Annotated in this window: 19 protein-coding genes; 4 read left to right on the top strand and 15 right to left on the bottom strand. The window is 75.5% G+C overall.

Annotated features, from left to right (window positions below; translation table 11 throughout):
- Positions 1-3: 3 nt before the first annotated feature.
- The 5 genes from ACGFXC_RS31015 to ACGFXC_RS31035 all read right to left on the bottom strand — a co-directional run bounded on the left by ACGFXC_RS31015 (position 4) and on the right by ACGFXC_RS31035 (position 5,489).
- The gene (locus ACGFXC_RS31015) at positions 4-2,361 is read right to left on the bottom strand and encodes an iron-containing redox enzyme family protein (protein WP_393718198.1); all 2,358 of its coding nucleotides are present in this window, start codon (positions 2,359-2,361) and stop codon (positions 4-6) included.
- A 1-nt stretch (position 2,362) separates the two neighbouring features.
- On the bottom strand, positions 2,363-3,391 hold the full coding sequence (locus ACGFXC_RS31020) for a 3-oxoacyl-ACP synthase (protein WP_393718199.1): 1,029 nt from the start codon (positions 3,389-3,391) through the stop codon (positions 2,363-2,365).
- Positions 3,388-4,281 (bottom strand): isocitrate lyase/phosphoenolpyruvate mutase family protein, encoded by an 894-nt coding sequence (locus ACGFXC_RS31025; protein WP_393718200.1) that lies wholly within the window; start codon positions 4,279-4,281, stop codon positions 3,388-3,390. The genes ACGFXC_RS31020 and ACGFXC_RS31025 overlap by 4 nt, the downstream gene beginning before the upstream one ends.
- Before the next feature lie 38 nt (positions 4,282-4,319).
- Entirely contained in the window at positions 4,320-5,174 is an 855-nt protein-coding gene (locus tag ACGFXC_RS31030; protein WP_393718201.1) for a thioesterase II family protein, read from the bottom strand.
- A 75-nt stretch (positions 5,175-5,249) separates the two neighbouring features.
- Positions 5,250-5,489, bottom strand: a complete 240-nt coding sequence (locus ACGFXC_RS31035; protein WP_393718202.1) for a hypothetical protein — start codon at positions 5,487-5,489, stop codon at positions 5,250-5,252.
- A gap of 301 nt (positions 5,490-5,790) precedes the next feature.
- Here ACGFXC_RS31035 and ACGFXC_RS31040 point away from each other — a divergent pair, with 301 nt between their 5' ends.
- Positions 5,791-6,648, top strand: a complete 858-nt coding sequence (locus tag ACGFXC_RS31040; RefSeq protein WP_393718203.1) for a LuxR C-terminal-related transcriptional regulator — start codon at positions 5,791-5,793, stop codon at positions 6,646-6,648.
- 38 nt (positions 6,649-6,686) lie between these two features.
- On the opposite strand, the gene ACGFXC_RS31045 is transcribed toward ACGFXC_RS31040, so the two are convergent.
- From ACGFXC_RS31045 to gdhA, 4 genes are all read right to left on the bottom strand, one after another.
- The gene (locus ACGFXC_RS31045; protein ID WP_393718204.1) at positions 6,687-7,604 is read right to left on the bottom strand and encodes a DMT family transporter; all 918 of its coding nucleotides are present in this window, start codon (positions 7,602-7,604) and stop codon (positions 6,687-6,689) included.
- Between the two features lie 108 nt (positions 7,605-7,712).
- Positions 7,713-8,498 carry a thioesterase II family protein gene (locus tag ACGFXC_RS31050; protein ID WP_393718205.1) on the bottom strand — a complete coding sequence of 262 codons (786 nt, stop codon included), beginning with the start codon at positions 8,496-8,498 and terminating at the stop codon, positions 7,713-7,715.
- On the bottom strand, positions 8,495-9,850 hold the full coding sequence (locus tag ACGFXC_RS31055; protein ID WP_393718206.1) for an AMP-binding protein: 1,356 nt from the start codon (positions 9,848-9,850) through the stop codon (positions 8,495-8,497). The genes ACGFXC_RS31050 and ACGFXC_RS31055 overlap by 4 nt, the downstream gene beginning before the upstream one ends.
- 218 nt (positions 9,851-10,068) lie before the next feature.
- Positions 10,069-11,424, bottom strand: coding sequence for an NADP-specific glutamate dehydrogenase (gdhA, locus tag ACGFXC_RS31060; RefSeq protein WP_393718268.1), 1,356 nt, complete (start codon positions 11,422-11,424; stop codon positions 10,069-10,071).
- A 202-nt stretch (positions 11,425-11,626) separates the two neighbouring features.
- Between gdhA and ACGFXC_RS31065 the strand changes: the two genes are divergently transcribed.
- Positions 11,627-12,124, top strand: coding sequence for a DUF1772 domain-containing protein (locus ACGFXC_RS31065; RefSeq protein WP_393718207.1), 498 nt, complete (start codon positions 11,627-11,629; stop codon positions 12,122-12,124).
- A gap of 20 nt (positions 12,125-12,144) precedes the next feature.
- Here the strand turns inward: ACGFXC_RS31065 and ACGFXC_RS31070 are convergent, their stop codons facing one another.
- Positions 12,145-12,708, bottom strand: coding sequence for an anthrone oxygenase family protein (locus ACGFXC_RS31070; RefSeq protein ID WP_393718208.1), 564 nt, complete (start codon positions 12,706-12,708; stop codon positions 12,145-12,147).
- A gap of 199 nt (positions 12,709-12,907) precedes the next feature.
- Between ACGFXC_RS31070 and ACGFXC_RS31075 the strand changes: the two genes are divergently transcribed.
- Positions 12,908-15,205 (top strand): acyltransferase domain-containing protein, encoded by a 2,298-nt coding sequence (locus ACGFXC_RS31075; protein ID WP_393718209.1) that lies wholly within the window; start codon positions 12,908-12,910, stop codon positions 15,203-15,205.
- On the opposite strand, the gene ACGFXC_RS31080 is transcribed toward ACGFXC_RS31075, so the two are convergent.
- From ACGFXC_RS31080 to ACGFXC_RS31100, 5 genes are all read right to left on the bottom strand, one after another.
- Positions 15,202-15,696, bottom strand: coding sequence for a flavin reductase family protein (locus ACGFXC_RS31080; protein ID WP_393718210.1), 495 nt, complete (start codon positions 15,694-15,696; stop codon positions 15,202-15,204). The genes ACGFXC_RS31075 and ACGFXC_RS31080 overlap by 4 nt on opposite strands.
- A gap of 75 nt (positions 15,697-15,771) precedes the next feature.
- Complete coding sequence (locus ACGFXC_RS31085; protein WP_393718211.1) at positions 15,772-17,046, bottom strand: ketosynthase chain-length factor; 1,275 nt, start codon at positions 17,044-17,046, stop codon at positions 15,772-15,774.
- A complete protein-coding gene (locus ACGFXC_RS31090) occupies positions 17,043-18,314 on the bottom strand; it encodes a beta-ketoacyl-[acyl-carrier-protein] synthase family protein (RefSeq protein WP_393718212.1) in 1,272 nt (423 codons plus the stop codon). The genes ACGFXC_RS31085 and ACGFXC_RS31090 overlap by 4 nt, the downstream gene beginning before the upstream one ends.
- Before the next feature lie 289 nt (positions 18,315-18,603).
- A complete protein-coding gene (gene metF, locus ACGFXC_RS31095) occupies positions 18,604-19,524 on the bottom strand; it encodes a methylenetetrahydrofolate reductase [NAD(P)H] (protein WP_393718213.1) in 921 nt (306 codons plus the stop codon).
- Positions 19,525-19,742: 218 nt separating this feature from the next.
- A complete protein-coding gene (locus ACGFXC_RS31100) occupies positions 19,743-20,483 on the bottom strand; it encodes an SDR family NAD(P)-dependent oxidoreductase (protein ID WP_393718214.1) in 741 nt (246 codons plus the stop codon).
- 274 nt (positions 20,484-20,757) lie between these two features.
- Here ACGFXC_RS31100 and ACGFXC_RS31105 point away from each other — a divergent pair, with 274 nt between their 5' ends.
- Positions 20,758-21,888 carry a hydrolase gene (locus tag ACGFXC_RS31105; protein WP_393718215.1) on the top strand — a complete coding sequence of 377 codons (1,131 nt, stop codon included), beginning with the start codon at positions 20,758-20,760 and terminating at the stop codon, positions 21,886-21,888.
- The last annotated feature ends 3 nt before the right edge of the window (positions 21,889-21,891 follow it).

Below are 21,891 nucleotides of genomic sequence, written 5' to 3' on the forward strand. Positions count from 1 at the left end.
TCCTCAGATGACCAGGTCGGCGGGGGCGTCGGCGGCCGGGGCGGTGGCGGTCGCGGTAGCGGCGGCGGCGGTGGCGGCCGCTTCGGCGCGGACCCGCTTGACCAGGCCGTGCTCGACGAAGTGGGCGAAGGAGGCGTAGCCGCGCCAGATCCGGCGCCACTCGCGCTGCACCGCCTCCTCGCCCGAGCCGCGCCGCACGTCGTCGAGGTAGGCGACGACGATCTCGGCGGACTGACGGGCGTGCCCGGCCGAGAAGTTGTCGATGGACAGGTGGGCCTCTTCGTAGGAGACGTCGAGGCCGTGCCGGCGCAGCTTCTGGATCTCGTGCAGCCGCATCGCGCCCAGACCGAACATCTCGATGCCCAGGTTGTAGCCGAGGATCTCGTTGTAGAGGCTGTCGGGGAACAGCGACAGGCACATCTGGTGGATGGAGAAGCCGTACAGGTGGTCCGGCAGGTCGCCCTGGTGCAGGAACGCCTCCTGCCGGATGTGCGGCAGGTCCATGTCCATGCTGGCGAGCACCTTGTGGATGATGGTGATGTGGTTCTTGTCCATGTCGCCGCGGCCCATCTCGTCCGCGTAGATGGAGAAGAGCAGGTCGTCGCTGCGCCGGCCGCGGCGGCCGAGGTTGCCGATCCGGTGCGCCCAGGTGCCGTCGATGAGGCTGCCGAGCGCGTAGGTGGACTGCTCGAAGACCACCTCGTCGCGGGAGGGGATCTCGGTGAGCGGCTCGTACGGGTCCACGAGCTTGTCCCAGTAGATCCGCTCCACCCGCTCCATGAGCGCCTCGGGCGTGTACGGGAACCAGCTGGCGTCGGTCAGCACCCCGCCGGCCCCGTGCGCGAAGAGCAGCTCGGCGTCGGCGAGCCCGGCCTCGGCGCGGGCCCGGGCCTGCGGCAGCACGTTCGGGTGGCGCTCGAAGTTGACCAGGCGGTGGAAGAAGCGGCGGTGGTCGCCGGTGCCCTCGGGCTCGCGCACCACCAGGCCGGCGGGTTCGACGGTGGCGAGCCGGCCGCTCCAGGCCCGGGCCGGCTCGTCGCCCGCGGTGCTGGGCACCAGGTCCGGGCCGGCGGGCTCGCCCGCGGCGACGGCCGCCGCCCACTCGGCGAGGACGGCGGCCTCCCGCTCGTCGAAGATGCCGAACATCGGGCCGCCGAACTTGATGGACTTCAGGAACCGGCAGGGGCCGCCGTCGCGGGCGGGCCTGATCTGGCGGGCCGTGCGGAACTCCCGTACGAAGGCGGCCGCGTCGAGCCGTTCGTCGTCGAGCCAGTCGGTGAGCTTGCGGGTGCCCAGGCGCACCGCGCGGTGCTGGCGGCCGGCGTGCGGGGCGTGCCGCTCGACGATCCGCGCGACCTTGGCGTCCAGCGACAGCCCGTCGTGCCAGCCGGCGAGCTCGGCGAGGGCGGCGGTGTGCTCGCGCTCCAGGCGCACGAGGAGGCGTACGGCGGCCAGCGCGCGGCGGCGGTCCTCGGCCCCGGTCGGGGACTGCGCGGTGAAGGCCAGGTAGTCGGCGAGCAGGGGGCGTACGTCGCTCTCGGCGAGCATCGGCTCGATGCCGAGCAGCAGGTCGTCCAGGCCGAGGGCGTGGGCGGCGTAGTGGATCCCGACGACCTCGGGGAGGAAGGAGGCCGGGAGCCGGGACAGGGCCAGGTGGAAGGCGCCGTGCAGGGCGGTCAGCGGCCGGGCGCCGGTCTCGTCGAGGAAGGCGGCGGCCTCCACGCCGGGCAGGAAGACGCCGGCGCCGATCAGGGCCCGGCGGCGGCGGCCGAGCATCCCGGCCTCGGCGGTGCCCTCGCCCTGGAGGCGCCAGTGCTGGCCGAAGAGCCGACCCACGATCTCGGCGGGCTGGGTCGCGGCCTGCGAGAGGGTGTCGAGCCAGCAGCCCCCGGTCAGGGCGAGGGGGGCGCGCTGGCGCAGTACGGCGGTGCGCACCTCGGGGTCGGGGTGGCCCGTCAACGGGGCCAGCACGGCGACGAGTTCGGCGCGGGCGGCCAGGACCTGGGCGGCGACGCCGTCGGCCTCGGCGGTGGCGGCGGCGGTCGCCTCCGCGGCGGTGGCGGCGGATCCGGCGGGCCGCGGCAGGTCCGGGTCCTCGGACTCCGGGGCCAGGAAGGCGGCGAGGACCCGGCGGGCGGCGACCAGGACGCCCTCGCTCTCCTGGTCGGCGAGCAGCCGCCGGAACAGCCCGGCGGGGGGCAGAGCGGCGATCCGCGCGCCCTCGGTGGCGCCGGCCGGGGAGGCCTCGAAGGGGCCGGACGGCAGCGAGGTGGTCAGGTCGGGCAGCGCGTGGGCGGGGGCGTAGAACCCGCGCGCCATGTCGAGGGAGGTCTCCTCGCCGGGGGTGGGGTGGGCGCTCATGTCAGTGCTCTCCCTGCCGGGCGGCGGTGGTGGTGGTGGCGGGTCCGGCTCCGGCGGACTGCGGCAGCCGGCGCAGCAGGACGGCGATCCGTACGCCCGGGACGCTGGAGGCGAGCAGGTAGTGGCCGCGGGGCCGCAGTTCGCCGGCGTCCTGGCGGTCGACCAGGTTGATCAGCGGGTCGGCGGCGAAGCAGTGGCCCACGCGCGGGATGTTGTCGAGGTAGAGCTGCTCCCGGGTGAAGCCCGCCTGGCGTTCCTTCAGGACGACGAGCGGCTTGTAGAGGTTGGGGTGGAGCACGCCCTGGATGTCGCCGATCTTCATCCCGGCCTCCTCCAGGATCTGCCGGTTGACCTCGCGGGCGAGGTCGGAGCTGATCTCGTTGGACCAGTCGAGCCCCGCCGGGTCCTGCGCCGCGGCACCCGCGACGATCTCGTAGGCGTCCGGGCCGAGCGGGCCGGCGCTGATCAGGCAGGAGGCGGCGCCGTCGCTGAAGAGGGCGAAGTTCTCCATGCGGACGGACTCGTCGGTGACCCGGTCGGTGGTGACGACCAGGACCCGGCGGTACATGCCGGCGGCGACGTACGCCTGGCCGGTGCGGATGCCGGCCAGCAGGTTGGCGCAGCGGCCCAGGGTGAGGCCGGTGAAGGCGGCGGCGCCCAGGCCGGTGGCGGCCAGGACGTTCTCCACGAACGTGCCGTGGGTGCGCGGGCCGCCCGGGAAGCGGGTGGAGCAGACGATGAGGCAGTCCACGTCCGCCGGGGCGGCGCCCGCGCCGTCGAGGGTGGCGCGGGCGGTCTCGGCGGCGAGGGTCTCCAGGGACTTGGCGGTGCGGTGGACCGTGCCCCAGCCCCACAGTCCGGCACGGGCGGGCATGCCGAACCGGCGGGCCCGCTCCGCCAGGGCCTCGACCGTGGTGTGGTCGGCGGGGAGTTCGCCCAGCACGTAGCGGGGCGCGGACAGGTGGACGGCGCCGGCCGCGGCTGACGCGGGGGCGGCGGGGACGGCGGGTGACGCGGACGGAAGGCTCACGGTGCCGGATCGCTCTCTCGGTCGGCGGGCGGGGCGGACGGGGCGGGGGCGGCGGCCAGGAGGTCGTTGGCGTCGGCGTACGGGAGGGCGTCCGTGCCGAAGCCGAAGGTGCCGGAGCCGGTGATCTCGCGGGCGGCCCGGACGAGGGCGCCGAGGGCGGCCCGGGAGAGGGCCGAGCCGGTGCTGACGCGGCGCACCCCGAGGTCCCCGAGGTCGGCGACGGACAGCTTCAGGGCGCCGGTCATCAGGACGTTGACGGGCCGGCCGACGGCGGAGCAGACGGCGCGGATGGAGTCGGCGTCCGGCAGCCCCGGGGCGTAGAGCACGTCGGCGCCGGCGGCTTCGTAGGCCCGCAGACGGCGGATGGTGTCGTCGAGGTCGGGCAGGCCCTGGAAGAAGTTCTCGGCGCGGGCGGTGACGGTGAAGGGGAAGTCGAGCGCCTTCGCCGCCTCCACGGCGGCCGCGACCCGTTCCACGGCCTCGTCGAGCGGGCGCACCGGGTCCTCGTCGCGGCCGGTGGAGTCCTCGACGGAGCCGCCGACCAGACCGGCGGCGGCCGCCAGCCGGATGGTCTCGGCGACGTCCTCGGGAGCCGGTCCGAAGCCGCTCTCCAGGTCGGCGGTGACGGGCAGGCCGGTGGCGTCGACGATGGCGGCCGCGTTGGCGAGGACCTCCGCCCTGGTGAGCTGGTTGGCGCCGTCGGGGCGGCCGAGGCTGTGGGCCAGGCCGGCGCCGGTGGTGGCGAGGGCGGCGAAGCCGAAGGAGGCCAGGATGCGGGCGGTTCCGGCGTCCCAGGGGTTCGGGACGACGAAGGGGCGGGGCCCCTCGTGCAGGTCCCGGAAGGCGATGGCGCGCCGCAGACGTGCGGCCGTGTCGGTGGTGCTGTTCATGGGTTCCTCGCAGGTGCAGGGGTGCGTCGGCCGGTGGATCAGATCAGCTCAACGTACTCATCTCCGCTGCGGGAGGGGCCCGTTGCCGCGCCCGCCGCCGCTGTGCCAGCCGCCGCCGCGCGGGCCAGGGCGCCCAGGACGGCGGTGACGGAGGTCGGCCGGTCCTCGAAGTAGAAGTGGCCGCCCGGCACCCAGTGCCGGTCCGGCGCGGCGGCGCACTCGTCGGCCCAGGGGCCGAGCGCGGCGGGGCTGACGTGCGGGTCCTCGGTGCCGTTGACCAGGGTGAGCGGGACGGTGAGCGGGGCGGCCCCGCGGTGGCGGTAGCGGTACCCGGCGACCATCCGGAAATCGGCCTTCAGGTGCGGCAGGAGGAGTTCGCGCATCGCCTCGTCCTCCAGCACCTCGGGGGGCAGTCCGCCGAAGAACCGGACGGCCTCGGCGAAGGCGCGGCCCTCCAGACCGGCGGCCCGGGCCACGCGCGGGGTGGGCAGCAGACGCGGGGCGGAGCAGCCGGAGGCGACGAGGTGGGCGAAGCCGCGTACGCCGTCGAGGCGGCGGGCGACCTCGAAGGCGAGGGCGGCGCCGAAGCTGTGGCCGAAGAGGAGGAAGGGCCGCTCGCCGGTGGCGTCGAGGGCGATGGCGGTGGCGGCGCCGTCGGCCAGCTCGGTCAGCGAGGCGGGGGCCGGTTCGCGGAAGCGGTGGCCGCGGCCGGGCGGGCAGACGGCGAGGATCCGCGCGTCGCGCTCCAGGGCGGGCTGCCAGCCGAGGAAGGTGCGGGGGTTGCCGCCGGCGTGCGGGAAGCAGTAGACGCGGGCGGCGGGCTCAGGGCCGGCCGCGGCGGCGTCGGGTCCGGCCGCGCTCTCGGAGGTCAGGAACCAGGGGGAGGCAACCACGAGGATCAGCCATTCCTTTGCCGGTCGGTCGGTGGCGGGAGGTGAAGCAGTGCAGGACGGGGCTCTGGTGGAGGATCAGTTCCAGCCAACGTCGTTGGTGGAGCTGGGCGTGGGGGCCGGGGTGGTGCCGGGCTGCGTGCTGTTCCAGCCGACGTCGCCGGCGTCACCCGCCACGACGTGCGGGTTCGCGTTGTTCCAGCCGACGTCGCCGAGGCGCAGGTGGCTCACGGAGCCGGCCGGGGCGCCCCCCTGGAGGGAGAGGCCGGTGACCGCGGTACCCAGACCGATCGCGATGCCCGCCGAGGCGAGTACCATGCGGCCGCGGATTCCCGAAACGCGGCCGGCCCGACGAGTCACCATGTGGTTCTTCCCCATTTTGCCCAGTCCCCTCAAGTCGTTTCGTGTTCGGCCATTCCAGGAACGCCAAACCGAGGCGGTTTCCGGCGGTGGTGATCCCCGGGGCGCCTTCTCGGTGTTCGTTCCTGCGGTGAGACCAAATCTCCCCTGCCGGGTCACGACGAGGTAGACCTACGATGGCTCCGGTTTACGCATTGCGGGAACCCACGGGGTCTAGACCGCTACAAACAGCTGCATACCGGACAGACGGGGGTGGCACGTGGACGTAGTCAAATACGTCAAAACCGCACAAAGCGGTGCACCTGAAGCGCTGTGCGCGGCTGCGGCGGGGGAACCGCAGGCGTTCTTGCGGGAACTCGCAACGCACCTGGGCCTGCTCGCGCAGGAAGCCGCGCAGCAGGCCCAGCGGCCCACCCCGGCGCAGGCCATCGAGGCCGGTCCGGACGAGGTCGTCGTGGGTCCCGGCGTCCGGTACCTGCACGGCCTGGGCAGCATTTCAACGGCGATCAACGAGGCGCTGGGCTCGGTCCGGCGGGACATCCTCACCGCGCAGCCCGACGGGGCGCGGCCGAGCGCGGTGCTGAAGGACGCACTGGAATCCGTGCGCCGGCACATCTCCGCGGGGATCGCGATGCGGACGCTCTATCAGCACACCACGAGATTCGACGAGGCGACGAAGGAATATGTCCGCGCCGTTACGGAATACGGAGCGCAGGTTCGCACTCTTGAAGAATTCTTTGACCGTTTGATCATTGTCGACGACGTGGCCTTCATTTCGGCGAACGAGGACCGTACCACGGCGATCTCCATTACCGAACCGACCATCGTACGATTTCTCCGGGACACGTTCGACAAGGCCTGGGACCGGGCGAAGCCCTTTCCCTTCGTCCCGCTGCACGCGGCGAAGGCGGCCGACGAGGTGGTCCCGGCGATCCGCGAGTCCATCAGCCGGCTTCTGGTGGAGGGCTACTCGGACAAGGCCATCGCCCGCCGGATCGGCATCAGCGAACGCTCTCTGCAGGCCCATATCGCCGCCATCAAGCAGGACTTGGGCGCCCTGAACCGATTACAGCTCGGCTATCTCCTGGGCCGCAACGAGGCCACGTACGTCCTGTAGCGGGGTGCTCCCCCCGGGCCCCGGGGGGAGCACCCCGCTCACTTCCCGGCCGGGGCCGCCTGCGGAGCCGTCCGGGGCCGCCTGCGGGAGACGGCGACGCCCGCCAGGCAGATCGCCCCGCCCAGCAGCGTCCACCAGCCGGGCACCTCGTCCAGCACGATCCAGGCGACGAGCACGACGACGGCGGGCACCGCGTAGGTGGTCGCGCCCATCTTCCCGGCGGTGGTGCGCGACAGGGCGTACGACCAGGTGGTGAAGGCCAGCGCGGTCGGGAAGAGCCCCAGGTACACCATGTTGAGGGTGGCGGCCGGCGGGGCCTCGGGAATCTGGCGCAGCAGCTGCCCGGCGAACGGCAGGGTGCAGGCCGTACCGACGAAGCACCCGTACGTGGTCACCTGGAGCGGGCTCGCGTACCGCAGGGCGGGCTTCTGCGAGACCACCCCGGCCCCGTAGGCGAGCGCCGCGACCAGGCACAGCAGCACCCCGGTGAGGGAGGAGCCGCCGCCCTTGGAGGTGGACATCCCCACCACGGCCGCCCCCGCGAAGGACACGGCCATCCCCGCCAGCAACATCGGCGGGAACCCCTCCTTCAGCAGCCACCCGCTCAGCAGGGCGATCACGACGGGCCCGATGTTGACCACCATGGCGGCGGTCCCCGCGTCGACGCCCTGCTCGCCCCAGTTCAGCGCCACCATGTACAGCCCGAACCAGAGCACCCCGGACGCCAGGATCCCGGGCCACGCCTGCCGCGGCGGCAACGGCACCCGCTTGAACAGCAGCACGGCCCCCAGCGCGACGGAAGCCGTCGCGAGTCTCCCCAGCGCGAGCGCCCCGGGCCCGAAGTGGTCCGCGGACGCCCGGATGGAGACGAAGGCGGAGGCCCACATCACGACGGTGACGCCGGCCGCCACCAGGGCACGCCGATCGGTTCCGGATTCCCCAGCCGTTTGATCCATCCCCCGATGTTGGCACCAATTCCCCGCCCCCACCCACCAGTTGCCCGGCCCCCACCCTCCGACCGACCACTTCCGGCCCCTCCCGTCAGCCGCCCCCCGGGGGCGCGGTCAGGTGGGGGAGGTGAAGACCGTGAGGTCTTCGGTGAGGGCGCGGGTCACGGCCTCGTGGTGGTCGGACAGGTAGAAGTGGCCGCCGGGGAAGCCGCGGAAGGTGAACGCCGCCCCCGTCACCTCCCGCCAGCCCATGGCCTCCGCCACGCTCGCCCGCGGGTCGGACTCGCCGACGAGCACGCTGACCGGGGTGCGCAGCGGGGACCCGCCCGGCTCGTGCCGGTAGGTCTCGATGGCCCGGTAGTCGGCGCGCAGCGCGGGCAGGATCAGCTCCCGGAAATCCGGGTCGGCCAGCAGCCTCGGATCGGTGCCCGCCAGCGCGGCGACCTGGGCGAGCAGCGCGTCGTCGCCCTGGAGGTGGACGTTCTGCTCCCGGCGCGCGACCAGCGGGGAGCGCCGCCCGGAGACGATCAGGCCGCGCGGGCCCGCCCCGGACGCCTCCAGCCGGCGCGTCAGCTCGTAGGCGAGGACGGCGCCCATGCTGTGGCCGAAGAGGACCAGCGGCCGGTCCCGCCACGGCAGCAGCGCCCGCTCCACCCCGTCGACGAGGGCGGCCACCGTGTCCGGTGCGCTCTCCCCCAGCCGCTCCTGGCGGCCGGGGTACTGGACGGTGAGGACCTCGGCGCGCGCGGCCAGGTCCCGGGAGAGCGGGAAGTAGAAGGAGGCGTTGCCCCCGGCGTGCGGGAGCACGACGAGGACCGGGGCGGTCTCGGGGTGCGCCACCGGGTGGAAGCGGCGGATCCAGGAGCCCGGCCCCTGGTGGAGGCGGTCGGCGGTGGTCATCCCTGGTCCTCGGCGAAGTGGGTGGTCAGCAGCAGCTTCTTCTGGGGCTTGCCCATGGCGTTGCGCGGCACGGCGGCGACGAAGCGGACCTCGCGCGGGCGCTTGTGCACCGAGAGGTGGGCGGCGACGAAGTCGGTCAGCTCGGCGCCGGTGACCCCCTCGGCGACGACGAAGGCGACGATCCGCTGGCCGAGGTCCGCGTCCGGGACGCCGACGACGGCCGCCTCGCTCACCTTGGGGTGGTCCAGCAGGGCGTTCTCGATCTCGCCCGCGCCGATCCGGTACCCGCCGGACTTGATCATGTCGATGGAGGCGCGGCCCACGATGCGGTGGACCCCGTCGCGCTCGTCGACGGCCGCGATGTCACCCGTACGGAACCACCCGTCCTCGGTGTACGCGGCCGCGGTGGCCTCGGGGCGGCCCAGGTACCCGGAGAACAGGGTGGGCCCGGTCAGCTGGAGTTCGCCGATCTCGGCGCCCGGCTCGGCGGCGATGCGGGTGCGGACACCCGGCAGCGGGGTGCCGACGGTGCCGGGGCGGACCTCGCCGCCGGCCCGGCCGCTGAGGGTGATCAGCGTCTCGGTCATCCCGTAGCGCTCGACGGGGCGGTGGCCGGTGAGGCGCTCCAGGTCCCGGAAGACGGGGGCGGGCAGCGGGGCGCTGCCGGAGACCAGCAGCCGGGCCCCGGACAGCGCGGCGGCCGCCTCCGGGTCGGCGGCGACGCGGGACCAGACGGTCGGCACCCCGAAGTACAGGCTGCCGCCCGCCGCGGCGTAGGCGGCCGGGGTGGGGCGGCCGGTGTGCACGAGGCGGCTGCCGGTGCGCAGGGCGCCGAGCACGCCGAGGACCAGGCCGTGTACGTGGAACAGCGGGAGCCCGTGCACCAGGGTGTCCTCGGCGGTCCACTGCCAGGCCCCGGCGAGCGCGTCGAGGTCGGCGGCGAGGGCGGCGGCGCCCAGCAGCACGCCCTTGGGCGGGCCGGTGGTGCCGGAGGTGTACAGGATCAGCGCGGGGTCGTCGGGGCCGGCCGCTCCGGCCGTCGGGGCGGCGGCGCGCCGGGCGAAGTCGACCTCGAACTCGACCGCGCCGGAGTCCTTGAGGATGTGCTCGCGTTCGGCCGGACCGGCGTCCGGTGGCAGCGGTACGAAGGGGACCCCGGCCAGCAGCGCGCCGACGACCGCGGCGACGGTCTCCAGGGAGGCGGTCGCGGTGACGGCGAAGGCGGGGGCGCCCGCGACGTCGGCGGCGACGGCCCCCGCCGCGCCCAGCAGTTCCTCGTACGAAGCGGTACGGCCGGCGACGCCGACGGCGTCCTTGCGGTCGCCGTACGTCCCGTCAAGTGCGGTCAGCACGCGGTGACTCCCCCTGTCGGTGGTGGGAGGGCCAGGCTACGTGCCGCGGGCCCCCTCCCACCTGGGCACCCCCGCCCCGCCGGTGCGGGCGGGACGGGAGCGCCGGGGTGCCGGAGCGTCGGAGCGTCGGGGCGCGGGGGCATCGGGGCGACGGCGGCCCGGATGACTCCCTGCATGACGCCCTGCATGACGCCCTGGACGACGGGCTGGAGGACCGCCTAGATGACGCCCTGGGCGAGCATCGCGTCGGCCACCCGCTCGAAGCCGGCGATGTTGGCGCCCGTCACGTAGTCGCCCGGGGCGCCGTAGCGCTCCGCCGTCTCGTGCGCGACCGCGTGGATCGACCGCATGATGCCCGCGAGTTCGTCCTCGACCCGGTCGCGGCCCCACGCCACCCGGCCCGCGTTCTGGGCCATTTCCAGCGCGCTGACGGCGACGCCGCCCGCGTTGGCGGCCTTGCCCGGGCCGAAGGCGACCCCCGCCGCCTGGAAGAGGTGCACCGCCTCGGGCGTGGTGGGCATGTTCGCGCCCTCGGAGACCGCCTTGACGCCGCTCGCGATGAGCGTGCGCGCGTCCTCGGCGCCCAGCTCGTTCTGGGTGGCCGACGGGAAGGCCACGTCCGCGGGGACCTCCCAGACCCGGCCGTCGCGCACGAAGCGCGCCGACGGGCCGCGCCGGGCGGCGTACTCGCTGATGCGGCCCCGCTCGACCTCCTTGATCTGCTTCAGCAGCGCGAGGTCGATGCCCTTGTCGTCGACCACGTAGCCGGAGGAGTCGGAGGCCGTCAGCGGGTTCGCGCCCAGCTGCTGGAGCTTCTCGATCGTGTACAGGGCCACGTTGCCGGAGCCGGACACCACGGCGCTGAGCCCGTCGAGGGACTCCCCGCGGACCTTCAGCATCTCGGCGGCGAACAGCACGGCGCCGTAGCCGGTGGCCTCGGGGCGGATCGCGGAACCGCCCCAGCCCTCGCCCTTGCCGGTCAGGACGCCGGCCTCCCAGCGGTTGGTGATGCGGCGGTACTGGCCGAACAGGTAGCCGATCTCGCGGCCGCCGACGCCGATGTCACCGGCCGGGACGTCGGTGTGCTCACCGATGTGCCGGGACAGCTCGGTCATGAACGACTGGCAGAAGCGCATGACCTCGGCGTCGGACTTGCCGTGCGGGTCGAAGTCGCTGCCGCCCTTGCCGCCGCCGATGCCGAGGCCGGTCAGGGCGTTCTTGAAGATCTGCTCGAAGCCGAGGAACTTCACCACGCCGATGTCCACCGACGGGTGGAAGCGCAGGCCGCCCTTGTACGGGCCCAGCGCGCTGTTGAACTCGACGCGGTAGCCGCGGTTGACGTGCACCCGGCCGTGGTCGTCCGTCCACGGCACGCGGAAGATGATCTGCCGCTCCGGCTCCAGGAGCCGCTCGACGAGGCCCGCCTCGGCGTACTCGGGGCGTGCGGCGAGTACGGGGCCCAGGGTGTCCAGGACCTCTCGTACGGCCTGGTGGAACTCGGGCTGCGCGGGGTTGCGGCGCTCGATGTCCGCCCGCAGTGCGTCCAGCCTGTCCTTGGGGTCGGTCACGGTCAGTTTCCTCTCCGACGTCTGTTCCGGGGGCGTGCGGGCCCAGCCGGAGGGTACATCGCGCGGTTCGTGCCCCGGCAAAGCCCCTTGGGGGCGCTGGGCCGGGCAACGGCCCGTCCCACATGCCGGGACGCGCGGACCGCGGAACATAGGATCGGCCCGCGCCGGCGGCGCCCGGCCGTTCGCGGAGCACGGGGGAGGCAACTGCGTGGAAACCGTACGTTTCGTGTCACTGATCGCGGCGACGGTCACGATGGGCCTGGTGAGCGGCCTGTTCTACGGATTCACGGTGGCGGTCATGCCCGGCCTGCGCGGCGCGGGCGACCGGACCGTCGTGGAGGTGATGCAGCGGATCAACGTCGCGATCCTCAACGGCTGGTTCCTGGCCGGCTACGTCGGCTCGCTGCTGCTGACCGGGCTCGCCCTGGCCCTGCACGTCCCGGCCGGCGGCCGCTCCGTGCTGGCGCCGCTGATCGGGGCCTTCGCCGCGTGCGTCCTCGCCATGGCCGTCACGGGCCGGGTGAACATCCCGCTCAACAACGCCCTCGCGGCGGCGGGCCCGGCGGACCGGATCGCCGACCCGGCCGCCGTGCGCCGCGCCTTCGAGCGGCCGTGGGTGCGCGCCAACCTCTGGCGCACCCTGCTGTCCACGGCCTCGACCGTCCTGCTGGCCTGGGCCCTGGTCCGCTCCGGGCAGTCCCGCTAGTCCGGCCCGGCGGGGGCGCCTCAGCGCCCGGTGGCCCGGCCGTGCAGGAGCAGGGCGCGGGCCAGGGCCGCCAGGGCGACGGCGCACAGCAGCGTGCGGGCGGTGTTGGCGGGCACCCAGGTTCCCCGGAACCGGTCGACCACGCCGGCGGCGGTGGCGCCCGCCGGATCGCCCGCGGCGGCGAGCTCGTTGTTGAGCGGGATGTTCACCGCGAAGGTGAGGACCAGGACGACGAGGTAGGCGACGGCCGCCGCGCCCGCCCACAGCGCGGCCCGGCGCCGCCCGGCGCGGTACTCGACGGCGCTCGCGGCGACGGCCGCGAGCAGCGCGAGGACGAAGGCGGTGCCGAAGAGGCCGTTGCCGTCGACGGCGGAGTTGAACCGCCGCATGGCGGCGGCGTACGTGGGGTCGCCGGCGGCGTCCAGCCCCGGCATCACCGAGACGGTGAAGGCGAAGAACAGGCCCGCCATCAGGCCGACCAGGACGGTCGCCAGCCCGAGCAGGAAGCCGGCCGCCCGCACCCGGGAGACGGCGGGGGCGGGGGCGGGGTCGTCGGTGTGCGGTGCCGGTCTGTGCTGGTCCATGAGCGCGTCCTCACCCGGTGCCGGCGGGCCCGGTGCCCGCGCGCGGCCGATCGTGACATCCCGCACCGTCCCGGGACCAGGGTCCGGGCGCGGAGCGTGCGGTTCAGCCGCGCGCGAGTGCGGCTCCACTAAGGGTGCGCACCATCTCTGCGGCACCAGGTGGCGCTGACAGGGCCTACGTGCGGGTGGAAGAGGGACGATGCCTGAGCACACGCGTGGTTTTCCCGACCGGTCCGCCGCCCGGACGGCCGGCGCGCCGGCTCCCGCACACCGGCCGGCGTACGCCTCCCGGCCCCCGGCGCGGGGCCGGGACCTGGCGGTGCTGTTCACCGGCCAGGGCAGCCAGCGGCCCGGCATGGGCGCCGGACTGTACGAGGACTTCCCGGTGTTCGCCGCCGCCTTCGACGCGGCCTGCGCGGAACTGGACGGGGCCGTCGCGGAGGCCGTCTTCGGCGAGGACGCCGACGCCCTGAACCGGACGGGGACGGCGCAGCCCGCCCTGTTCGCCTTCGAGGTGGCCCTCTACCGGCTGGTGGAGTCCTGGGGGGTGGTGCCGGCGGTCGTCGGCGGCCACTCCGTCGGGGAGGTCGCCGCCGCGCACGTCGCCGGGGTGCTGTCGCTGCGCGACGCGGCGGTGCTGGTGAGCGCGCGGGGCCGGCTCACGCAGGCGCTGCCCGCGGGCGGGGTCATGGTGTCCGTCCAGGCGGCCGAGGACGAGGTGACTCCGCTGCTGGTGCCGGGCGCGGCGATCGGCGCCGTCAACGGGCCGCGCGCGGTGGTGGTCTCCGGCGCCCGCGAGGCGGTGCGCACGGTCGTCGGCCGGCTCGCCGAACGGGACGTCAAGTCCAAGGCGCTGCGCGTCACCCACGCCCACCACTCCCCGCTCATGGACCCGGTGCTGGAGGAGTTCCGCCGGACCGTGGCGGGCCTGCGCTTCCGGCCGCCCGCGACGGCCTTCGTCTCCGGGCTCACCGGGGGCCTGGTCTCGGACGAGGTAGCCCGGCCCGAGTACTGGGTCGTCCAGCTCCGCGAAACCGTCCGCTTCCACGACGTCGTCCGCACCCTGGCCGGCCGCGGCGTCGGCGCCGCCCTGGAGCTGGGCCCGGACGCCCTGCTGACCGCCCTGGCGCGGGGCTGCGTCACCGCCGAGGACGACATGGCCCTGGTGCCCACCCTGCGCCGCGGCCACGACGAGGCCCCGAGCCTGACCCGGGCGGTGTCCGGCCTCCACCGGCACGGCATCGACGTGGACTGGCAGGCCTTCTTCACCGAGTCCGCCGCCGCCCGCACGGACCGCCCCGCGTACGCCCCGCGCCGCGAGCGCCTGTGGGTGGCGGGCGCCGACGAGGCCCCGCCGGCCGCCCCGGGCCCGCGCTCCGGCGGGTGGGGGGCGGACGGTCCCGGAGCGCGGGCGCGGTTCCCCGCTGCCGCGGCGGGCCCGGCGCCCGACGGATCCGCGCCGCACGCCGGGGCGGACGAGCCCGGCGACGGGGCGCGCGCGGGCGTCCCCGAGGCGTACGCGGTCCCGGCCCTGGCGGGCGCCGCCACCGGCCGGGCCGGCCTGCGGGCCCCCGCCGCCGAGCACGCCCGCGCGGCGGCGCCCGCCGACGCCGCCCGGCCCGCAGCGCGGCTCCCCGCGTCCCGGTCGCCCGGGCGCGGCGCGGCCGTGTGCGCCCCGGCGCCGGAGCGGGCGCCGGGCGGGACCCTCGTAGGGCTGCTGCGCGGGGCCCACGCCCAGGGGCGCACCGCCGAGGGCGTGGCACTGCTGATGGCGGCGGCCGAGCTGCTGCCGCACTACGAGCACCGCGCCGGGGTGGTGCACTGGCCGGCCCCGGCGGAGCTCGCGCCCCACCGGGAGGGCGCCGCCCGGCTGTTCGCGTTCCCCTCGCTCGGCGCGTGCTCCGGTCCCCACGAGTACCGGGAGCTGGCCGCCGCCCTGGACGGCCGGCTGGGGCTGACGGTGCTCCCGCACCCCGGCTTCGCGGGCGATCCCGTACTGCCGCGCACCCGCCAGGCGCTGGTCCGGGCGCAGGCGGAGGCGGTGGCCCGGGCCTGCGGGGACGGGGCGCCGGTGTTGCTGGGGCACTCCTGCGGCGGCTGGATCGCGCACGCCGTCGCCCGCGAGCTGCCCGAACTGGGCCGGGAGGCGGCGGCGGTGGTGCTGCTCGACACGTACGCGCGCACCGAGGCCGGCCGCGGCCTCGCCCTGCTGACGCGGCGGCTGCTGGACCCGGCCGCGCCGCTCGGCGTGCCCGACGACGGGCGGCTCCTCGCGATGGGCGCTCACCTGCGGGTGTTCGCCGACTGGACGCCCGGACCGGCGGCGGCGCCGACGCTGCTGGTGCGGGCGGCCCGCTCGGCGGCCGCCGGAGCGGCCGGCTGGGAGTACGCCGACCACGTGACGGAGGTTCCCGGGGACCACTTCTCGCTGCTCGGCGCCGACAGCGGCGAGGTCGCCGACGTCGTGGAGGGCTGGCTGGGCCGCCTGGCGCGCTAGGCCAGCGCCGGCAGTCCCCGGGGCCGGGTGAACTGCCGGTCGTGGTAGACGAGCGGGTCGGCGCCGCCCGCGTGGACGGCCTCGACGCGGCCGACCAGGATGCTGTGGTCGCCGCCGTCCAGCACCTCGTACAGGGTGCAGGCGATCCGCGCGGTGGCGTCCGGCAGGCCCGGCAGGCCCAGTTCGCAGGGCCGCATGGGGGTGCCCGCGAACTTGTCGGCTCCGGAGCGGGCGAAGTGGCCCGCGAGGTCGCCCTGGTCGGCGGCGAGCACGTTCACCAGGAAGCGGGTGCCGGTGACGAAGGCCTCGTGGCAGGAGGCCGTCTTCGCCGGGCAGACCAGCACGAGCGGCGGGTCGAGGGACAGCGAGGTGAAGGAGCTGGCGGTGAAGCCCCAGCGCCGTCCGTTCGCGTCCACGGTGGTCACCACGGTGACCGGGGTGGGGACCTGGGCCATGACGCGGGCGAATTCGACGGGGTCGGGAGTGCTCATCGGTCCTCCTGGCTCGGAAAGGTACGGTACGGGCGCCCCGCGGACGCGGCGCGCGGGCCCGGGGCGGGCCCCGCCTCAGGCGGCGGCGCGGACCACCACGGCCGCGTTGAAGCCGCCCCGGCCGCGCGCCAGCACCAGCGCCGTGCGCAGGGGGCCGGGCCGGCGGGCTTCGGTGACGAGGTCGATCGGGCAGTCCGCGGCCGGGGCGCCGGAGTTGACGGTGGGCGGGACGACCTGGTCGCGCAGGGAGAGCAGCGCGGCGGCCAGGTCGAGCGAGGCGCCGCCCGCGGCGAGCCGGCCCGTCATCGTCTTGGGCGCGGTGACGGGCACCGCGTACCGGCCGAACAGGCCCGCGATGGCCTCGGCCTCCTCGCGGTCGGCGGAGCGCCGGCCCGCCGCGTCGGCGAAGACCACGTCGACGTCGGCGGGGGTGAGACCGGCGTCGCCGAGGGCCAGTTCGGCGGCGGTGCGCAGCCGCGGTGCCCCGCCCGAGCCGGGCGGCGGGTCGAAGGTGGCGGCGTATCCGGCGACGCTGCCGTAGATCCCGGCGCCGCGCGCGCGGGCGGCGGCGGCGTCCTCCAGGACGAGCAGGGCGCCGCCCTCCCCCACCACGTGGCCGTCGGCGTCGGCGGAGAACGGCAGGAAGGCGCGCGCGGGGTCCTCGGCGGTGCTCAGTTCGCCGCCGGCGAGGTGGGCGGCCCAGCCCCAGGGGCAGATGGAGGAGTCCACGCCGCCGGTCACCACGAGCCGGACGCCCTTGCGGATCTGGCGGCGGGCCTGGGCCACCGCGTCGAGGCCGCCGGCCTGCTCGGTGACGAGGACGCCGCTGGGGCCGCGCAGGCCGTTCTTGATGGAGATCTGGCCGCTGTTGACGGCGTAGAACCAGGCGAAGGACTGGTACGCGCTGACGTACTGGCCGCCCTTGCTCCACAGCGCCTGGAGCTCCTTCTGGCCGAACTCGTAGCCGCCCGCCGAGCCGGCGGTGACGACGCCGGCGCAGTAGTCGGGCAGCGCGGCCGGGTCGACGCCGGCGTCGGCGAGGGCCTCGTCGGCGGCGGTCAGCGCGAGCCGGGTCATGTGGTCGGTCTGCGGCAGCAGCCGGCCGGGCAGGTGCGCGGCGGCGTCGAAGCCGGGGACCTCGCCGGAGAGCCTGGCCGGGTACTGGGCGGCGTCGAAGCGGCCGACGGGGCGGATGCCGCTCTCGCCGCGCAGCACGGCCGCCCACCAGGCCTCGGTGCCCAGCCCGTTGGGGGCGGTGACGCCGATGCCGGTGACGACGGGTGCCGCGGCCGGGCCGGGCTGCCCGGCGCCGGGGCGGGGGCGGGGGCGGGCTGCGGTCTCGGTGCTCATGCGGCATCTCCCAGGCGCGGGCGGGTCAGGATCATGGCGCTCTGGAAACCGCCGAACCCGCTGCCGACGCTGAGGACGGTGTCGGTGCGCTGCTCGCGCGCGGTGAGCGGGATGTAGTCCAGGTCGCAGGACGGGTCGGGGGTGTGCAGGTTGGCCGTCGGGGGGACGGTGTTGTGCGCGATGGCCAGGGCGCTGGCGGCGATCTCCAGCGAGCCGATCGCCCCGAGGGAGTGGCCGATCATGGACTTGATGGAGCTGACCGACACGTCGTGGGCGTGCTGCCCGAGGCTGCGCTTGAAGGCGGCGGTCTCGTGCCGGTCGTTCTGCTTGGTGCCGGAGCCGTGGGCGCTGATGTAGTCGACGGCGGTGGGGTCCAGGCGGGCCTCGTCGAGGGCGACGGTGATCGCCTCGGCCATCTCCACGCCGTCGGCGCGCAGTCCGGTCATGTGGTAGGCGTTGCAGCGGCTGGCGAAGCCGGATATCTCCGCGTAGACGTGGGCGCCGCGCCTGCGGGCGCTCTCCAGCTCCTCCAGGACCAGGACGGCCGACCCCTCGCCGAGGACGAAGCCGTTGCGGGTGGCGTCGAAGGGGCGGGAGGCGGTCGCCGGGTCGTCGTTGCGCGGGGAGGTGGCCTTGATCGCGTCGAAGCAGGCGACGGTGATCGGGGAGATCGGGGCCTCGGTGGCGCCGGTGACCATCACGTCGGCGCTGCCCTCGCGGATCAGCTCCACGGCGTGGCCGATGGCGTCGAGACCGGAGGTGCAGCCGGTGGAGACCACGGAGACCGGGCCCTGGGCGTTCACGCGCCAGGCGACCTCGGCCGCGAGCGAGCTGGGCACGAAGTAGTCGAACAGGTGCGGGACGGCGAGGGTGTGGTCGACCTGCCAGGTGCTGCCGCCCCGGCTCACCGCGTTGTACTCGACGTCCAGGCCGGTGGTGCAGCCCACCGCGCTGCCGAGGGTGACACCGGTGCGCGCCGGGTCCGTCTGCGCGCCGGCCAGGCCGCTGTCGCGCAGGGCCTCGTCCGCGCTGACGAGCGCGAACTGGGCGGCCCGGTCGAGGCGGAGGGCCTCCTCGGCGGTGAACCCGTGGTCGAGCGGGTCGAAGTCGGCCTCGGCGGCGATGCGGGAGCGGAACGCGGAGGCGTCGAACAGGCTGATCGGGCGGGTCGCGGTCCGTCCGGCGGTGAGCAGGGACCAGAACTCCTTGGTGCCCACCCCCCCGGGCGCGACGACTCCGATTCCGGTGATGACGACGCGTCGGCTCATTGGGTGTCCTTCACGGGTGAGTCCTTCTGCTGTGCTTTCGGCGCATCCGGCGGTCCGGTCAGCCCCTCGTCGGTCCGTGTCCGCGGGACGAGCCTGGTCAGAGCCGCTCGACGGCAGGTGGAGGGCCGGTGGTGACCGGCCCGCGCACGGCCCCGGACCGGCCGTCCCCGCCCGGCGGACGGCCGCGCCCCGAGCCGGTCTCGACCCCGTCTCCGGGAGGCCCGGCCCCGGACGGCCGGCCCCGGACGTCCGGCCCCGGACGGCCGGACCCCGCCCGGCCGGACCGCGGCTAGGCGGCCCGGGCGGCTCCGGCGCCCGCGGCGGACCCGGCGGGCGTCGCGGAGCCGAGGACGTCGCGGTGGATCTCCAGGGTCGCCGTCGAGCGGTTGAGGGTGATGTAGTGCAGCCCCGGGGCGCCCTCGGCCAGCAGCCGCCGCGCCATGGCGGTGGCGTACTCGACGCCGATGGCGTGCCCGGCCGCCGGGTCGTCGCGCACGGCGTCGAGGCGGCGGGCCAGGTGTCCGGGGAACGCAGCGCCGCTGAGCTCGGCGAACCGGCTGATCTGGCGGACGTCCGTGGCGGGCATGATCTCCGGAATGACGGGGGTGTCGCAGCCCGCCGCGGCGACCCGGTCGCGCAGCCGCAGGTAGTCGTCCACGTGGAAGAACATCTGCGTGACGGCGTAGTCGGCGCCCGCCCGGCACTTGGCCACGAAGTGCCGCATCTCGCTCTCCCAGTCCGGGGAGCGCGGGTGGCGTTCGGGGAACGCCGCGACGCCGACGCTGAAGGCCCCCGCGTCCCGTACCAGGCTGACCAGTTCGTGCGCGTGTTCCAGGCCCTGCGGGTGGCGCACCCAGGGCGCGTTCGGGTCGCCGGGCGGATCCCCGCGCAGCGCGAGGACGTCGCGCACGCCCACGTCCGCGTACTGGCCGATGATGCGGCGCAGCTCGGCCACCGAGTGCCCGACGGCGGTGAGGTGGGCGACGGGCCGCAGCGTCGTCTCGGCGGCGATCCGTTTGGTCACCTCCACGGTGCGGTCCCGGGAGGAGCCGCCGGCCCCGTAGGTGACCGACACGAAGGTCGGCGCCAGCGGCTCGATGCGGCGGATCGCGTCCCACAGGACCCGGCCGCCGGCGTCGGTCCTGGGCGGGAAGAACTCGAAGGAGAAGGACGGGACACCCCGGGCGAGGGCGTCGCGCAGGGCGGTCATGTGCGGCCTCCGGCGGGGACGGCGGGCGGGGACGGCGCTGTGAACGGGCGGCGGGACACGGGTGGCTTCCTCCTGCGCTGCGGGGTGGGGGCGACGACCCTCCCCGACCGTCCTGGAGGCGGGCTCGAACGGCGGGGTCACCGGCCCCGCCCGGAATCCGGACCGCCCGGACCCCGGACCCCGGACCCCGGACCGCCGGACCCCGGACCGCCGGGGTCTCACCAGCCGAGGCCCCCGTTGATCTCCAGCACGTGGCCGTTGACGTAGGAGCCGCTGTCGGCCGCGAGGTAGACCGCCGCGTCGGCCACCTCCGCGCCGCTGCCCATGCGGCCGAGCGAGATCTTCGGCGCGTACTTGCTCCACACCGCCTCGTTGCGCTTGAGCAGCTTGCCCATGCCCTCGTCGATGAAGCCCGGGGACAGGCAGTTGACGGTGATGCCCCGGGGGGCCAGCTCCAGCGCGATGACCTTGCTGAACATCTCCACCGCCGCCTTGGTGGCGCAGTACGAGGAGGCGCCCGGGGTGGGCCGGCTGCCGAGGGCGGAGGACATCGCGATGATCCGCCCGCCCGCCCGGCTGCGCTCCAGGTGCGGGACCGCCGCCCGGACGCAGTGGAAGAGGCCGTTCAGGTTCGTGTCGACGACGTCCGCCCAGTCCGCCCCGGCCAGTCCCACGGCGGGGCCCGAGCGGCTCACGCCCGCGTTGGCCACCAGGATGTCGATCCCGCCGTACGCCTCCGCCACGGCGTCCGTCAGGGTGCGCACGGACTCCGGGTCGCGCACGTCCACCCGGTGGAAGACGGCCCGCTCGCCGAGCGGTTCCAGGGCCTCGCGCGCCCCCTCCTCGCCGCGCGCGGCGGCGACGACGTACGCCCCCTCGGCGACGAAGCCCTCGGCGATCCTGAGGCCCAGCCCCCTCGTACCGCCGGTGACGACGGCGACCCTGCCCTTGAGTTTCACATGCAACCTCGCACCGCTTTGGGACGGATATGGGCGGCCAGGCTCTGAGGAACCGGGCGCGCCTCACCGGAGGCTGCCTGGAGGAACACGGTCCGGGCCGGTGGCGGCGGCCGCCGTACGGGGCGGCGCCCGTCGGCGGCCGCGCCGTGCCCCCGTACCGGCGACGACCGCACGTCGAGTCCGTTTCCAGCGGATCTGGACGCAATGCGTCCAGGGTGGCCGCACTGCCGCCCGCCCGGCGCGCCGCCCCGAACCGACGAGGAAAGTGGTGCCGATGCCAAGCTCCCCGACGTCAGGCACGGATCTGCGTGCCGGAGCACAGGAGCTGGCTTCCCTGGCCGTCCGGTACGCGGAACGGGCCGACAGCGAGCGCGCCCTGTCCCCCGTGGTGAGCGAGGGGATCATCGGCGCGGGCTTCGCCCGGTACTTCGTCCCCGCCCGCTGGGGCGGCCGCGACGGGCCGGCCACCGGACTGCTCGACGCCGTCGCGGCCCTCGCGCAGGGCTGCACCTCGGCCGGCTGGTGCGCCTCGGTGCTCGCCGGCGGCAGCCGGATGGGCGCCTTCCTGCCCGAGCAGGGGCAGGCGGAGCTGTGGGCCCGGGGCGCCGACACCGCCGTGGTCGGCGCGCTGGTGCCGCGCGGCGGCGCGACCGCGGTGCGCGGCGGCTGGCGGGTGTCCGGCGAGTGGGAGTGCACCAGCGCCGTCGGGTTCTCCGACTGGGCCCTGGTGTGCGCGCTGGTGCCCGAGGACGGCCGGCGGGTCCCCTGGTTCTTCGCCCTGCCCCGGACCGACTACGACATCGCCGACACCTGGACCTCGGTGGGGATGCGCGGCACCGGCAGTCACACCCTGGTCGCCGGGAACGTCTTCGTACCGGCCCACCGCGGCTTCCCCCGCCGGCACCTGACCGAGGGCCGCGCCGTCGGCTCCGACGCCCGCTGCCACACGGCGCCGCAGCCGCTGCTCGGCGGCCTGCTCCTGGGCGCCCCCGCGCTCGGCGCGGCCCGCGCCGCCCTGCGCGTGTGGGCCGAGGACTCCCGTACGGGGGCGGAGCCGGAGGACCTCGGGCTGCGCACCGCCGTGGCCCGCGGGGTGATCGCCACCGACAGCGCGGGCCTGCTGCTGGAGCGGGCGGCCCGGGCCGCCGACTGCCCCGGCTCCGGCCCGGCCGAGCTGGTGCGCAGCCCCGCCGAGTGCGCGTACGCCGTCGAGCGGCTGGTGGACGTCGTGGAGCGGCTGCTGCGCGCCACCGGGAGCTCCGGGCAGTTCGCCGGGCATCCGCTCCAGCGGATCTGGCGCGACGTGCACAGCCTCGCGAGCCATGCGGGGCTCCGGTTCGAGGCGGCCGCGGGTCCGTACGGGGCCCGGCTGCTGTCCCCGTCCGCCGGCCTCACCGCCGCCTGAGCG

Origin of the sequence: Streptomyces sp. NPDC048507 (assembly GCF_043199995.1) — a bacterium.
Classification (GTDB): Bacteria; Actinomycetota; Actinomycetes; order Streptomycetales; family Streptomycetaceae; genus Streptomyces.